Source organism: Pseudidiomarina sp. PP-1MA, assembly GCF_041200125.1.
Classification (GTDB): Bacteria; Pseudomonadota; Gammaproteobacteria; order Enterobacterales; family Alteromonadaceae; genus Pseudidiomarina; species Pseudidiomarina fusca.
In genome coordinates this window covers 288,663-304,296 of sequence record NZ_CP165718.1, presented here as the reverse complement: position 1 = coordinate 304,296, position 15,634 = coordinate 288,663, and the positions used below count along the sequence as shown (strand labels likewise).

13 protein-coding genes are annotated in these 15,634 nt (G+C 49.3%); 1 reads left to right on the top strand and 12 read right to left on the bottom strand.

Translation table 11 applies throughout. The annotated features are described in order from the left end of the window. Positions 1 to 7: 7 nt before the first annotated feature. The 8 genes from mshL to AB8S08_RS01385 form a co-directional block, all read right to left on the bottom strand. The gene (gene mshL, locus AB8S08_RS01420) at positions 8 to 1,690 is read right to left on the bottom strand and encodes a pilus (MSHA type) biogenesis protein MshL (RefSeq protein ID WP_110076010.1); all 1,683 of its coding nucleotides are present in this window, start codon (positions 1,688 to 1,690) and stop codon (positions 8 to 10) included. Then, positions 1,687 to 2,055 (bottom strand): hypothetical protein, encoded by a 369-nt coding sequence (locus tag AB8S08_RS01415; protein ID WP_110076011.1) that lies wholly within the window; start codon positions 2,053 to 2,055, stop codon positions 1,687 to 1,689. The genes mshL and AB8S08_RS01415 overlap by 4 nt, the downstream gene beginning before the upstream one ends. Further along, positions 2,042 to 2,698, bottom strand: coding sequence for a hypothetical protein (locus AB8S08_RS01410; RefSeq protein WP_153826476.1), 657 nt, complete (start codon positions 2,696 to 2,698; stop codon positions 2,042 to 2,044). Before AB8S08_RS01410 ends, AB8S08_RS01415 begins: the two co-directional genes overlap by 14 nt. Further along, the gene (locus AB8S08_RS01405; RefSeq protein ID WP_369743167.1) at positions 2,695 to 3,372 is read right to left on the bottom strand and encodes a hypothetical protein; all 678 of its coding nucleotides are present in this window, start codon (positions 3,370 to 3,372) and stop codon (positions 2,695 to 2,697) included. Before AB8S08_RS01405 ends, AB8S08_RS01410 begins: the two co-directional genes overlap by 4 nt. Then, positions 3,369 to 4,274 (bottom strand): hypothetical protein, encoded by a 906-nt coding sequence (locus AB8S08_RS01400; protein WP_369743166.1) that lies wholly within the window; start codon positions 4,272 to 4,274, stop codon positions 3,369 to 3,371. The genes AB8S08_RS01405 and AB8S08_RS01400 overlap by 4 nt, the downstream gene beginning before the upstream one ends. 159 nt (positions 4,275 to 4,433) lie before the next feature. After that, complete coding sequence (pyrC, locus tag AB8S08_RS01395) at positions 4,434 to 5,486, bottom strand: dihydroorotase (RefSeq protein WP_369743164.1); 1,053 nt, start codon at positions 5,484 to 5,486, stop codon at positions 4,434 to 4,436. A gap of 23 nt (positions 5,487 to 5,509) precedes the next feature. Then, positions 5,510 to 7,828 carry a diguanylate cyclase gene (locus tag AB8S08_RS01390; protein WP_369743162.1) on the bottom strand — a complete coding sequence of 773 codons (2,319 nt, stop codon included), beginning with the start codon at positions 7,826 to 7,828 and terminating at the stop codon, positions 5,510 to 5,512. Between the two features lie 126 nt (positions 7,829 to 7,954). Continuing rightward, positions 7,955 to 8,533, bottom strand: a complete 579-nt coding sequence (locus AB8S08_RS01385) for a thymidine kinase (protein ID WP_110076016.1) — start codon at positions 8,531 to 8,533, stop codon at positions 7,955 to 7,957. Positions 8,534 to 8,678: 145 nt separating this feature from the next. On the opposite strand from AB8S08_RS01385, the gene AB8S08_RS01380 reads away from it, so the two are divergent. Next, positions 8,679 to 9,908 carry an adenosine deaminase gene (locus AB8S08_RS01380; RefSeq protein ID WP_369743160.1) on the top strand — a complete coding sequence of 410 codons (1,230 nt, stop codon included), beginning with the start codon at positions 8,679 to 8,681 and terminating at the stop codon, positions 9,906 to 9,908. Between the two features lie 72 nt (positions 9,909 to 9,980). Here the strand turns inward: AB8S08_RS01380 and AB8S08_RS01375 are convergent, their stop codons facing one another. The 4 genes from AB8S08_RS01375 to AB8S08_RS01360 form a co-directional block, all read right to left on the bottom strand. After that, on the bottom strand, positions 9,981 to 12,413 hold the full coding sequence (locus AB8S08_RS01375; protein ID WP_369743158.1) for a putative bifunctional diguanylate cyclase/phosphodiesterase: 2,433 nt from the start codon (positions 12,411 to 12,413) through the stop codon (positions 9,981 to 9,983). After that, positions 12,410 to 13,339, bottom strand: a complete 930-nt coding sequence (locus AB8S08_RS01370) for an ABC transporter substrate-binding protein (protein ID WP_369743156.1) — start codon at positions 13,337 to 13,339, stop codon at positions 12,410 to 12,412. The genes AB8S08_RS01375 and AB8S08_RS01370 overlap by 4 nt, the downstream gene beginning before the upstream one ends. Before the next feature lie 232 nt (positions 13,340 to 13,571). Beyond that, a complete protein-coding gene (ssb, locus tag AB8S08_RS01365; RefSeq protein WP_110077071.1) occupies positions 13,572 to 14,120 on the bottom strand; it encodes a single-stranded DNA-binding protein in 549 nt (182 codons plus the stop codon). Positions 14,121 to 14,140: 20 nt separating this feature from the next. Then, entirely contained in the window at positions 14,141 to 15,526 is a 1,386-nt protein-coding gene (locus tag AB8S08_RS01360) for an MFS transporter (protein WP_110077072.1), read from the bottom strand. Between the last annotated feature and the right edge of the window lie 108 nt (positions 15,527 to 15,634).

The window sequence follows — 15,634 nt, the reverse complement described above, 5'->3', positions numbered from 1 at the left end:
GCTGATGTTACTCATTGCCATACCATTTTTTCAGAATATCGCTAGAGCGTTGCAGCTCTTCTTGCCAGCTCTCCGCACCAATAACCGTGGGGCGAATTAAAATCACCAGCTCTTTCTTCTGCTCCACGCGGCGGGTATTTTTAAACAAATTACCCAACACCGGAATGTCTCCCAAGAAAGGTGCTTTCGATTCTGAATCTGTGTACGAAGTTTGCATCAAACCGCCTAACACCACGATCTCACCATTACGGGCTTTGACAATGGTATCGCTTTCACGAATGTTGCTTTGTGCTAGCGGGAGAACAAAGGTGTCATCGTTCAGCTTCACGACTTTTTCTTGTTCTTGGGTTTGCACCACACTCGGATGCACATGCAGAATCACTTCACCGTTCTCGCTGATTTGCGGAGTAATATCCAGCGAGATACCTGAGAAAAACGGCGTTAGCTCAATGTTCGGCGTAGAGGTAGTAGCAGTACCTGTGACCGTGGTGGTGGAGACATCTGTGACAAAGTACTCGTCTTCACCAATCTTAATCACGGCTTTTTGGTTATTAGCCGCACTGACTCGAGGGTTCGAGAGCACCTGCACGTTTCCTTGGCTTTGCAACAAATTAAGTGCGCCAGAAAAGTCACCGATGTTCAGGGTCATGCCAAACACACCGCCGAGGCCTCCAGCGGTGACATCACCGCCACTTAAACTCACCGACCCGGTTACTTGGTCAACGCCAAAGAAGTCACTGACGCCACTGCCAGCTTCAAATAAATCATTCCAGTTGATGCCTTGTTGGTAGTCATCATTTAAAGCCACTTCAACAATCCGGGCTTCAAGAATCACTTGGCGTTGTAAACGGCTTTGGGCGCGCTCCAAAAACTCGCGGGCAGCGCGTAATTCACCTGGCAACGCAGTGATAGTCACTAAGCCTGCTTGCGGTGCGACGACGACCCGACGACCATCACCGGTACCAACGATACCTTCAATAATAGCTTTTAAGTCTTTCCACCAATCGGTTTCAGACGAGCTACTAATAGACGAGCCATTGGTTTGCATGCCACCTAAGTTTGAGCCGGCTTGGTTCGAAGTTCCACCCTGATTACCCAGCAAGTTATTGTTGGTGTTACCGCCAAAGCTGTTGCTACCAGAGCGGCTATTACTGTTGCGGTCGCTATCTTTAACCCCGCCCGAGCTGACGCTGGTTTGTGATACACCCATACGGCGCAAGGCTAAGTAGTCTAACGAAATGGTTTCGCTGCGTAAGCCCGCTGGAAACACCTGAATCATGCGGTTGTTACGACGCACATCGTAGCCATAAATATCCCCTACCACGTCGAGCGCTTCAGTGAGGGTGACATCCTTTAAATTAATCGTAATCATACCGTCTACATCTGGATGCACGGCAAAGTTATAAGGAGAATCCACCGCTAAACCGGCAAAAAATTCAGCCGCAGGCATGTCGTTGGCGGCAATAGAAAAACGCGGTTCAGCTAACAACTGAGCACTGGCTGCTCGCAACTGATCTTGCTGACCACGCAGGCTGGCCCGCACGGACTCGGGTAACGGCGGGCGTTCGCTGGCCTTGCCTTTGGCGTTAGGGTCTAACGCTTGTTGAAATTCTTCCGGTGGCTGTTCTGGTTGATGCGCACAAGCTGCCAATAATGCGCTTAGCGCCGCAACCAATAAAACTCGCTTCATGGTTGACTCTCCGAGTTAGCCGCTTGTTCTTGCCCAGATTGCAATTTAACGTTGCTAAATAAGGCTAACCGTACGGTTTTGTTGGTTTTAGAATCCATTAAGGTCACTTGATTCATATCAATGGCCCGAACAATGTATTGATTTATCGTATCGCCAACAGAAACACGCTGCCCGCCAATCAGTGCGGTGCGTCGTGTACCTCTCCATTGAATCGCTTGTAATTTAAGTTCTGCCGCTAACGCTGGCCCCGCAGCATTGGTGTTACTACGCACCACCGGTGGCGCCGTTGGGTCGCTCAGCTCTTGTGCAGAAACGGGTGCTGCTAGCAGCACTGCAACTATCAAAAACCTACTAGCTGGCCACATAGTCACGCTCCAGACTCAAGGTATAAATTTCTATGGTCACTTCTGCTTGCGGCGCTTGCTTCACTCGGTAATCGAGTTTTTGCCAATAAAAGTTCCAATCCAACTGCTCAAGCCGGTTGAGGTAGTTCCGCACGGCAAAAAAGTCGCCGGTAACAGAGAGCTGCAAGCGGTGCTTGTAAATGGCTGTCGTGTCATCTTGCGCATCTTGATACACCCGTTCTGGCGGCAAGGCTTGGGCTGACTGTACTTTGATGCCACTGGCTGAATCTAACAGGGCGCGCAACAGTGCTTTGTTGTCGGAGGCACTGATGTAGTTGGCCTCGGCATTCAACTGGGCTTCTAAGCGATCTAGACGCTCTTGCAGTTGTCCGCGACGACTTTTTAATTCTGCTTTCGGATCACCAGCTAAGCGTGCTTTTACCGCTGCGAGTTCTTGCTCAAAGATACTAATTTGCTGCTGTTGTTGGCGCTGAGTTTGGCGTTCGGTAGCTAATTGCTCTTGAGTGGGCAACAACACCAGCCACACCCCAAGGTAAACCACCACCGCCACGGCCAGCGCAAACCAAAACTTACGGCGCCCTTGTGGGAGCAATAAAAACTGCTGCTGCCATTGTTGCCACTGTTGCGTTAGTTGTTGCATCATGGGCGAGCCCCGCTGCCGTTATTAGTGGCGCCAGAGCTGTTAGAGCCAGAGCTAGTGCCTAGCTGACTGGGCTGTTGCAACAGCAAACTACCGTGACTGTCACTGCCCACAGTAAACTGTAACGCGCCATTTTGTTCATCGCGCAACTCAAACACCCCAAAATTACGGTTCTTCAGGGTCGGATAATTAGAAAAGCTGGCTAACCAACGCGGTAAGGCACTGGCCGCAGTGGTATGGCCTTGCAAGGTCATATCCTGATAGGCCAACACAATTCGTTGCAACCAGATGTTGTCGTTGTCTACGCGAGCTAAATCTGTCATCACATTAGCGAAGCTAGGCTGGCCGGTTTGGGTTACTGAACGCATATGCTGTAACAAGCGCTGCCGTTGCGCCAGGCGTAACTCAAGCTGGTCAATTTCAGCCAGTAGCTGTTTATCGTTGAGGGCCTGCTTGAGCAGCTCTTGTTGCTGGTTAACTTGCTGCTGTACGGCGGTGTTTTGTGCGCTTAGCTTAGCTGTCGTTGCTTGCTGATTGGCCAGATACCACTTGCTCAGCCCTGCGCCAATCATCACTACAACCAATAAGGTACCCACCACTAAGCTAACGAGCTTTAAAGTAAGCGGATCACGGTTAGGTTGTAGCTCAGCGACATACAAGTTAGCTATGCGTTTCATGCTGCTTGCTCCTTGGCTGGATACAGCAACTCACGCGCCAGCATAACCCCACCTAACACTGGGAAATCAGCAAAATCGGCGGTAGCCAGTTCTTGCGCCCACAACGGATACTCGGCCCACTGCACCTCAAACCCTAAATCGTCAGCTACTTGTTGTTGCAGTGCGGCGCGATGCTTTGAGCCCACAGCTAACACCACTTGCTTGATCGGGCGCTGGCGTAGTTGCCGTTCAAAGTAATCAGCTGAGCGCTGTACCTCAATACTTAGCGGTGAACCACCACCTAAGCTGATCTCATCAGCGCTGAGTGCACTGATTTGCTCCAGTGCTCGCACTAAACGGTTTACCTGCAACTCGCCTTGTTGGTATACCTGCAATAAGGCGGGCTCGATATCATGCTGATAGACCACCACGCTGGGCTCTTGCAATTGGGTAAACAAGCGCGACACGGCCTGCTCTTCAGCCACAATACCGCAGATATTTTCGCTCAGCTCTTGGGCTGCTTTAAGTACCTCTTGCAGCATCGTTTTATCCGCTACAATTGCGTTGATTTTATCTTGTCCGGAGAGCTGTACTGGGCTGTCGTAATAATCAGCAATGATATCGGCGGGTGCGAGCGATACCAGATCACGCAAACTGTACTTCAACGCTTGGCTGATTTCAGCGGCCGGTAACTTGGGCCTATCGAGCTGCACACTTTGATACAGCGATGGGCCCAGCACCACCAACAAGGCTGGATTACCTTTGAGGTACTTAGGATATTTGTTTGCCAGTTCTTGCATGGCATGGCCCCATTGCCCGTCCGCAACCTCTTGATGATCGGACACGATCAAGGCTGGTGTAGACTCATTAATTTCTGCAATAGCTAACGACACGCCTCCTTTGGCCAACGCAAAGGTTAGCACCAGGTCGTTCCTAGACTTAGCTCGCCACAAATTAAGCAATGCGAATATCCCTTACAAATTATGTATTTTATTATAGGTATATTATGACTTTATAACGGATATAAAACCATGACTTGGCGACAATTTCTACAATGTTAAATTGTTCATTGAAATGTTGCTTTATTGTTTAATCCGCCACTGCAGTGGCTCTCCCGCCCAATAAGGCACCATGGGCCCTACTGCAGTAGTGACTGTCGCTGGTACCGTCCACTGACTTTTTTCTAAGGTAACGGAGCTGGTAGCACGAGGCAACCCGTAAAAATCAGCACCAAACCCACTGGCAAAATCAGCTAACTTGTCGAGCGCATTCATTTGCTCAAAGAACTCAGCATACAACGGCAAAGCCGCCGGTGCTGAATAACAACCGGCACAGCCACAGGCAGTTTCTTTGCGCGATTGTGCATGAGGTGCCGAGTCTGTTCCTAAAAAGAAGCGCGGATGCCCCGATGCAGCAATACGCCGCAGTTCTAATTGATGGTCGCGACGCTTTAAGATAGGTAAACAATAGTTATGCGGACGCACCCCACCTACCAACAAGTCGTTGCGGTTCATCAACAAATGTTGCGGAGTTATGGTTGCCGCTACGTTTGCGCCGGCTTTTTCCACGAACTCTACGGCATCAGCGGTGGTGATATGTTCTAGCACTAACTTTAACTGCGGATGACGAGCCAATAAAGGCCGTAAATAACGGTCAATAAAGACCTTTTCACGGTCAAAGATATCAATCTCAGCGCTAGTCACTTCGCCATGCACCAACAAGGGCACGCCATGACTCGCCATAGCCGCAAACACCTCGTCGAGAGCCTCGATGTCAGTTACCCCGGCCGCGGAATTAGTAGTGGCCCCTGACGGGTAGAGCTTGAAGCCAATAATCGCCGGCTCTGCAGCCGCTGCAACTATGGTTTCAACACTGGTGGCTTGGGTTAAATACAGGGTCATTAGGGGTTCAAAACTACTGCCGGCTGGCACCTGCGCCAAAATGCGATCGCGATATTCCAAGGCTTGAGCAACTGTCGTCACCGGCGGCACCAAATTAGGCATCACCACAGCTCGGCCAAACACAGCGGCGGTGGCAGGCACTGTGGTCGCGAGTAAATCATCATCGCGTAAGTGCAGGTGCCAATCGTCTGGTGTTGGAATTGTTAGGTGGTTCGCCACCGCTGCAGAACTCATATCAACCTCGCTTGTTACAACTATTAAGAAGCAGCAATAGCACGATTTCGACCTTGCTCCTTCGCTAAATAAAGTGCTTCGTCAGCACGGGCTACCCATTTGTCGACATCAGGATCAGCGCTTACGAGTTGCGCGACACCGGCGCTAATGGTTACCGGAATGCGCTTATCATCCCAATTAAAATGGTGCTCGGCAATAGCTTTACGGACTCTTTCAATGCCTTGCATGGCTTGCGCCAGTTCTGCATGGGCAAATAAAATACCAAATTCTTCTCCGCCTAACCTAGCTAGCAAATCTGTATCTCTTAATTGCTGTTTCGCTAGACGACAAAACTCTCGCAACACCTCATCGCCGGCGGCATGGCCAAAGCTATCGTTGACCTTTTTGAAAAAGTCCAAATCGATAATGGCGACACTCATGGGTAAATCGTAGCGTTCACTCTCGTCTTTGCGCTGCTGGGCCGCTTCTAAGAACACCCGCCGGTTAGCCACGCCTGTCAGCTCATCGCGGGTCGCCATGCGGCGCAGTTCTTCTACCACAAAACGGCGTTCTTGGTCGATGCGACGAATATGCATTAGCGTACCAAGCGTGTCTAGCATAGGCTGTAACCACGCCAGATCTTCGCGAAAGTAGCCGCGAGCTGAATGCGCCAAAATAAGTAAGCCCACCACTTCCCGCTTAAAATAAAGCGGTAACATGATGGCGTTATCTAATTGGGGCAACTCGATGGGAGTAAACTTTAGTTCATCTTGTGCGACAGGATAAGGACAAAGTTCTGGATCACCACGCAACAACACTTCGCTGACCACGCTCCCTGACACTACGACTTCGAGCCCTTGTCGGATCAGCGCTTGGGTGGCTTGCTGGGAGCCATTTAGCCGATTCACATAGCCATGCACCCGAAGCATATTGCGGTGCCGACTTTGCTCCGGCAACTCACCAATAAACCCCAGTTTGCTTTGGCTTAAGCTCATCAGTTCTGGCAGCGCAATATCGCAAACCTCACTGAAATGTTCGACAAATAGAAACTCATGCTGAACTTGGCTAACTAAACTAAGGATGGCTTCTTGCTGATGCTGTTTGAGCTCATTTTCAACTTGTTCAGTCACATCGTGATGAATCCCTACCATGCGCGTCACGCGCCCGCTGGCATTGCGCTCTACCGCCTTACCCACAGTGTGCAACCAAATGTAGTGACCATCGGCATGCTGTAATCTTATCCGTGCTTCAAAACGTTCGCTATGGCCTTGCAGGTGCTCAATGAGTTGGCTTTTTGCAGTTGCGACATCGGCAGGATGAATCAGCTCGGCCCAGCCGTTGTTTTGCGCAAAAGAACTATCACGATTGAGAATTTTATCCCACGTATGATTGACACTCACCGTACCTTCGGCCAAGTTCCAATCCCAGGTGGATAAATCGCCTGCAGCTAAAGCCAATTCAAAGCTCTGGTTAGCGTACAGCAAATCCAATTCTAGCTGTTTACGGCTGGTATTTTCATAGAGGTAACCTCGCACCCGCATTACTTTGCCATGGCGGTCTAAATCGGCGCGGGCAAAGTGTTTTACCCAGCGCGTGTGTTGCGATGGTGACACCACACGGTATTCGATTTCTAAGCTAGGCTGGATACCGTCAAGCACCAATTGCATTTGGTCGAGCAGTTGCTGCTGGTCGTCGGGGTGCACAATAGATTCATAATTAATCTCACGGTCTAACAAATAATCAGCGCTGTAGCCTAAAATCCGCTCGACGTTTTCTGCAGCGTAAACCAAATGCACATCGGGCTCGAGTTGCCAGACTACCGCTGCAACCGGGCCTTGGGCGAGTACTTCACGTTCGGCGGCAAAGTTTTCTAGTTCATAATGCTGCACAATGTCGTGCACCACCCATGCTGCCAACCCCTCTAACCATTGCTGCTGTTGCGGCGACAACTGGCGCGGGCGCGAATCGACCAGACACAGAGTACCAATATTGAGATCGTCATTCAGGGCTAACGGTACCCCGGCATAGAACCTAATTCCATCTTCTGCTACTACGAAAGGATTATCGTGAAAGCGCTCATCCTGGCTCGCATCTTCAACAATCATGGTGGTCTGCTGGGTAATGGCGTGAGCACAAAAGGAGACATCTCTGGGGGTTTCTGTTAAATCAAATCCTTGCGCAGATTTAAACCACTGGCGATGTTCATCCACTAAGGTAATGATGGCGGTATCAACGCCAAATAATTGCTGCGCAAAGGCGGTAATACTGTCGTATAGAGGGTCTGCCTCGCTATCTAGCAAGTTAAGTTCGTGCAAAAGCTGTAAGCGGGCCTCTTCATTAGCCGGCAGTGGTGGTTTGATCATTCAAGCTCCTAGGCTATCGAATCAGAATAGAACAGCTTTAATCGTAATTAGGTGTAATAATAGCAGATATCTGAGATTCCGAACGTAACAACAGACTAATTTTACAACGTAATTCTTATTTTCCGCTTACTTGTTTAGCTTTTCTTTCCAATGTTTACGACAACAAGAGATATAACGATCGTTGCCTCCAATAGCAATTTGATCGCCTTTGGTCACCGCATTGCCATGCTCATCAATACGCAAGTTCATGGTTGCCTTGCGCCCACAAAAACAAATGGTCTTCATTTCTGCCAATTTATCGGCAACCGCCAACAGCACGGCACTGCCAGGAAACGCCTGGCCAAACGCATCGCTGCGAATGCCGTAGCACATCACTGGAATATCCACGCGGTCAACGACATCGGTTAATTGCCACACTTGCGCCTCAGTTAAAAATTGCGCTTCGTCTATCAACACACAATCGATGGCTTGCTTTGCGTGGCGAGCCTCAATCAAGGCGGCCAAATCGGTGCTGTTAGAAAAGCCCAAGGCACTGCGCTCTATGCCTAAGCGCGAGGCAATGGTGCCAGCGCCAGCCCGATCATCAATAGACGGCGTAAGCAAGAGCACGCGTTGATCGCGTTCTTCGTAATTGTAAGCCACCTGCAATAACGAGGTACTTTTACCTGCGTTCATGGCCGAGTACGTAAAATATAGTGATGCCATTGGTTTTTAAGCGAAAGTTTTGAATGAAAAAGATACTGGCAATAGTAGAGTGGAACCGCGGGGGGCTCAAGTAAAAATTCGTAGCAGAGGGCGGACGAGCTTAGTGGTAGTTGCTATAATCCGCCCAACTAACAGGAGAATAATCATGAGCAGCGCCTATACCCCCGAGTTTTTAAAAGCCATGCCAAAAGCCGATCTTCACCTTCACCTTGATGGCAGCCTCCGCCCACAAGGCTTGATTGAGATGGCCCAGCGTAGCGGAATTGAGCTACCTTCTTATACGGTAGCAGGGCTTTATGACTTGGTTTTTAAAGAGTCTTATCAGAATCTTGGCGAATACCTCAATGGGTTTCAGTATACCTGTGCGGTGCTGCGCGATATGGAAAACCTAGAGCAAGCTGCCTACGAATTAGCGCAAGATAATATTGCCGAGGGTGTGGTTTATATTGAAGTACGCTTTGCCCCGCAACTCATGATGGACCCAGCTCGGGGGATTGATTTTGACCGAGTGATGCACACCACCAATGCCGGCTTAAAACGCGCCAAAGACGAATACAACGCGCAACCTGAAGTGGTGAGTGGTGCTAAGCCCCCGTTTGATTACGGTATTATTAACTGCGCCATGCGGATGTTCGGCAAGAAAGGGTTTTCGCCTTATTACACCCAATTGTTCGCCATGTTGCGTGACCATGAACCCAAGCAAGTGATTAAGACCGCAGCCATGGAAATGATCCGTGCCAGCGTGCGGCTGCGTGACGAAGAAGGTTTACCCATTGTTGGCTTAGATATCGCTGGGCAAGAAATGGGCTATCCTGCGCACGATTTTAAAGAGGTGTACGAGTATGCTCATCAAAACTTCCTCTTAAAAACCGTGCATGCGGGCGAGGCTTATGGTGCGGAAAGTATTTTTGAAGCTATTACCCAGTGCTATGCAGACCGACTTGGCCATGGCTATTCGCTGTTCTCACCAGAAATGATTCAAGATGCTGCGATTACTGATAAAGAAGACTATGCCAAGCGGCTAGCTTCATACATTGCGGATCGTCGCATTGCCATCGAGGTCTGTATTACCAGTAACTTGCAAACCAACCCAGATATTGCTGATGTGCATAACCACAATTTTATCCACATGTTCAACAATCGCTTAGCTACGGTGATTTGTACCGATAACCGCCTGGTATCGCGCACCACAGTTACCCGCGAGTACGAGTTAGCCCTGAGCGCCGTAGATGTTCCCCTCAAGCGACTTAAAGATATGGTGGCTTATGGGTTTAAAAAGAACTTTTTTGCCGGTGACTATGTGTCGAAACGTGCCTACGCGAAGCAAGTACTTGAATACTTTGACAAGGTAGCGGCTCAACACGGCTACAGATAGGGTTGATTAGCAGCGCAAGCCACCTTGGCCATGATTGGGTAAGGTGGCTTTTGCAATTATCGGCTAACGCCCCTACTGCTGACTCTGGTTAGCTAAATATTCTGAAGCCGGAATAGGTTTGGCAAAATAATACCCTTGGCACACCACCTGAGCCGAACAGGCACTCAAAAACTCTACCTGTTGCTTGGTTTCTACCCCTTCGGCAACCACCCGTAAATTCAAGTTGTTGCCCATTGCAATCACGGTTTCTACCAGTTGTTCTTTTTCTTCCTCGCCTATACCTTGCACAAAGCTTTGATCTATTTTGAGCTCATGCAAAGGTAGCTGGCTTAAATAAGATAGCGAGGAGTAGCCGGTACCAAAGTCATCAATAGAAAACTGCACACCAGATTTCTGCAGCGCCTTCATTTTAGCTACAACATCGTCAACGTCATCCACTAATAAATTTTCGGTCACTTCAAGAATTAAACGCGAGGCATCCACGCCGGACTTCACCACTTCACGCTCAATCTGATACACAAAATCATACTTACGGAACTGGCGTGGACTGATATTTATAGCTAGGGTTTGTTGACCGGGTAGGTGCTTTAACACTTGCAGCGCCGCACGTAAAATCCAGCGTCCTAGATCAACAATCAAGTCGCTCATTTCAGCAATTGGAATAAACACTCCTGGCGATACGATACCTTTGGTAGGGTGATTCCAGCGCACCAACACTTCTACGCCGACCACCTCGCCATTGGACAATTGCTGACTTTGCAAGTACAGCTCTAATTGGTTATTGGCAATAGCTTCTCGCAGTTCACGTTCCACCTCAAAGCGCTGCTCTAGGGCATAACTGTAGGCTGGGTTATACACAGCAATCTGATTACCACCGGCGTCTTTAGCATTGTGTACCGCCGTTTCTGCATGACGCAAAATAGCTTCGGGATTATCGCCGTATTCGGGATACACCACGATACCGGCGCTAGCAGTAATGGAAATACGTTCACCTTCAATTAACATCGGCTCGGCTAATTCAGCCAGTAAATCTTTCACCAAGAACTCAACCCGATTAACAGTTGCATCTCGGTCAGCGCTGCGGGTTGGGAATAATACCGCAAATAAATCACCACCCAAGCAACCAACTCGCGCCTCAGGCTCGGCTTTCATAACATTACCTATGCGCTCGGCTACCGCCAACAAAATCAAATCACCAAACTCAAAGCCGCGAACATCGTTAATACGTTGCAAGCCATCAAGATCAAGCAAAGCTACAGCACCACGAGTAGAGTAATCACGTTCATCTAAAAACTGCTGCAAAATTACTTGGCATTGGGTGCGATTAGGTAAACCTGTCAGCACATCGTAATAAGCTAGGTACTGAACTTGAGCCTCGGCCGCACGACGTTCGGTAATATTTTGCTTGGTGGCAATGTAATGGGTGATGTCACCACTGGGGCTACGCAAAGGCGCAATAGTTGCCCACTCACGGTACGGCTCACCGTTTTTCTTGAGGTTATAAAGCTCACCCTGCCAGCTGCGCCCGGCAACTAATGCGGTCCACATAGCATCGTAGCTCGAGCGCGGCGTCTCGCCCGAAGCTAACATTTTCGGATTACGCCCTTGCACATCCGCTAGGCTGTAACCGGTGATATCCGTGAACGCCTTGTTAACGTATTCAATTTCACCGGCAAGATTAGTGATCACAATGCTGTCATGACTTTGCTCTACCGCAGAGCTAAAGCGCAATAGTTGTTTTTCGTACTGCTCGCGTTGTAGGGCCGCATCACGCAGGCTGTCACCCAAGAGGCCAAGTTCATTGTCACTGTGAATATCAAAATCCTGCAATGACTCACGCCGCGCAAGTTTATCTACCCCCACCATTAAACGCCTCACGGGACGAACGATTTTACGTTGTAAAATCACCCATAAAATTATTCCAACAAGGATCAGCAAGGCTAAAAACAGCACCAGCTCATTGAAAATAACGTTAGTAAAAGTGTACCAATTACGAGCGTGCTCGTATTCAACGATGAACACATTATGCAGTTGCTGATTACCCACGACCTTGCCACTCACCACCGGCACCATGGCGATAAAGTGATTATGTTCTGGATGATATTGCATGATGGTAACGCCAGACCTTGCAACCTCTGCTATTTGCTGACGATCTAAATGTTGCACGAAGGTTTTCAGATGAGGACTGATGGCGTTGGCGGAGTAATAGCTTGCAAGCTCGCCCGTTGGGCTAAGAATAGCTGTATTAGTAACTCGTGGATGCACCTGAAACTCGCTCAATACCTCGCCTACGGAATCGTATCTACCAAAGCCAAAGATCCGATTAAGCGAGCCTTGCGCTACCACGAGCATACTTCTTAGTTCTAACTGCGCATTGTACAGAGCAATCTGGTTTTGCCCCCGCACCACAAAATAGCCCAGCAAGCCCACAATCAAAAAGGCGATGACGGTAATAGGCAGGGTCACTTGGATATTCAAGCGCCGATGAAAAGGCAGCAAACTCATAGCACGCCCTCACAGATCGGTAGCGGTGTGATCACCTGATGAATCCCTGAAGCCACTAATTGTTCACTGACTTGTTGCTGCACTCGGGCGTAGTCCTGTTGTAAGAAGGTTCTACTGGCGGCGCTGTTGTACAAACTTAAACTAGCTAAGCTTTGCCGTAGTTCTTCGGCATTAATCCCCGATAACGTCTGCAAAGCTTGATAATACGGATGCTGTGGATCCAATGCTGCCGTTAAAGCCTTATCCCAAACCGGACCGGTTAAGCGCTTAAGAGCAGCTTGATGCTGTCGCCAGCTCTCTTGTTTGACGACCAAAGTATCGATAATTTCACCAGGTATCTCGCGACTACTAAAAATCTGCTCAGCGCCCATCGAGGCTAGTTTTTGGCTAAAAGGAGCATAGGTGACAAAAATATCAGTCACCCCAGCAGCATAGGCGGTGGCGTGTTGATTGGGTAAAATGATTTCGCGCCTTACTTGGCGCTCAGGAATATCATGCAGGCGCATCCAGCGTGCTAATAGATAGCGTGCCAGCGCACTATCTTCCATCCCCACCACCCAAGGTTGCTGACGATCATTGATATCAAACCCCGGTGGGGCATAAATTGCATCGGCGCCATGGGAGCTGTTAATCACCTGTGCGATACAAAGTTTAAGGTCGGTGCGTGTCTGTAGGCTTAAGGCATTATCTAGGCTTAAAAGAGCTGCTTGTGCGGCGCCATTAGCAACCATGCGTACCACGCTAACGTCCGACGTAAGCATAGTGATATGAATATTAGCGGGAATAGCTTCTGGATGAAGAATCTGTTCAGCATAATAAGGTTGATAGCCTAGCCAGGTGTTCCCCACCACGGACAGGGTCTGTGGTGGCGGCTTGCAGCCCACCAACACCATCATCACCCCAATTAAGCATACGAGCTTCTTCAACGCCTTACCTCAAGCCTGAATATGATCATTGTCATAGCCGGAATTTTACGTAAACTTTTGATTCTTGGCTATAGGTTACACCTCTAAGATGAAATAAAACCCTAATTAGAGCAAGGTTTTATTTCATCGCCTGCGGCAATCTGTCGCAATTGAGTCTCATTGGTTATAAAAGATACGAAAAAGGAGGCTGATTAGCCTCCTTTTGAACAGAATAGTTTAAGACTGTGGTTGATCAAAACGGAATATCGTCATCGTAATCACCGCCATTGAAAGGTTCTGGGCTTGGTGATTGTTGTCCTGACGATGGGTTTGATTGCTGGAAGCTCTGGTTCTGATTATTCGCCGGAGCATTAAAGTTTTGACCTTGGCCACCTTGGTTCTGCGGCTGGTTTTGATTCTGGTTGCTCGGACGGTTATTGCTGTAGCCGCCTTGATCGCCACCACGACTATCGAGCATCTGTAAATCGTTAATAACGATCTCGGTGGTGTAGCGCTCTACCCCATCTTGGCCTTGCCATTTGCGGGTTTGTAGACGCCCTTCAACATAGACTTTCGAGCCTTTCTTCAGATACTCACCAGCAATTTCTGCTAGGCGACGATAAGCGACGCAACGATGCCATTCGGTTTGCTCGCGTGGCTCGCCTGTTTGCTTGTCTTTCCAGGTTTCGCTGGTGGCAATACTGATGTTGGCAATCGCCGTGTTGGTTTGGGTATAGCGCACTTCTGGGTCTTGCCCTAAGTTGCCAATTAAAATCACTTTATTGATGCCGCGACTGGCCATGCCTTGTGCTCCTTGATTTGCTAATTTTGGTAGGGCGTCAGTAGCGCCGCTAATTCTGCTTCATTGTAATGGGTTTTATGAACTTTTAAATACACCGTTTGCTCAGCGCTAACAATACGTACTTCTTCAACCCCAGTGGCTTGCGCTAACTGCTCGGCTAATTGCTGTGCTTGCACTGCGTTCAGCTGACGAATAGGTAAGCTGACGTTCTGCTGTTGCGGAGGGGGCTGCATTCCGAAGCTACTGGCGAACCAGAATACTAACAGCACTGCGGTAAAAATCCCAATCCCGAACAGGCCCCATTGTTGATAAACATAACCGCCGGCAGCACCGCCAATAAAGGCTCCTAAAAACTGCGCAGTAGAGTAGATACCACTGGCGCTGCCCTTGCTACCCGCGGGGGCAAAACGGGTTAGCGAAGAAGGCAATGATGCTTCTAAAAAGTTAAAGCCGGTAAAAAATAGCACAACGGCTACAACTAAATACGTCCAATGCGGTGGTACCCAGACGATTACAGCTACAGCTAACAGCAGCAGCACAATCGCGACTCTGAAATAAACGGGTTGTTTACGTTTGCGCTCAGCGATGATCAGCATCGGAATCATCAAGGCAAACGAGGCCAATAAGGTGGGCAAATACAGCCACGCGTGTTGCTCGGTAGCTAAACCACCAGCCACGAACTGTAGCGGAACCACCACAAAAAACGCAGTTAACACACAATGTAAAACAAACACGCCAAAGTTTAACCGAGCCAGTTGCGGATGCTTGAACAGGCTTCCTAACTCGCTGCCAACCGGAATAAGATCACCTTTTGCGGTTTTCTGGGTCACTGACGGCACAGCTATTAATAGCACCACAATTCCAAACAGCGCAGATACGGCGGTGAACACGAACAACCCTTGTAAGCCGATATATTCGCCAAGTAAGGGGCCGAGCACCAGCGCCAGGGCAAAGGACAAACCAATAAACATGCCGATAGTGGCCATTACTTTCGGGCGCTGTGAGTCGCGGGTAATATCAGCTGCTAATGCTAAAATGGCTGCCGCAATAGCTCCGGTGCCCTGCAAGGCTCGCCCTATCACTACACCAGTCAGGGTATCGGCCATCGCCGCCACCACACTACCTAGCGCAAACAACAGCAAACCACCAACAATCACTGGGCGGCGACCGATACGATCGGACAGCATCCCCATCGGAATTTGTAACAAAGCCTGAGTAAGGCCATAGGCGCCTATCGCTAAACCTATCAGCAAGGGCGTATAGTCGGGATACTGCTGACCATAAATAGCGATCACCGGCATGATCAAAAACAGCCCTAACATCCGTAATCCAAAGACGGTAGCTAAAGCCCCAGAGGCGCGGCGTTCGGTGGGGGTCAATCGATTGTCACTGTGCTGATGTGCCATGCTTATCTCATTGCTGCAGGAAAAAATCGCTCGCCATTGTACCAGAAGGTGGTGCATGTGCGATAATGCTCGTTTCATTTATAACCGCTACGGAGTGGTAGATTCACC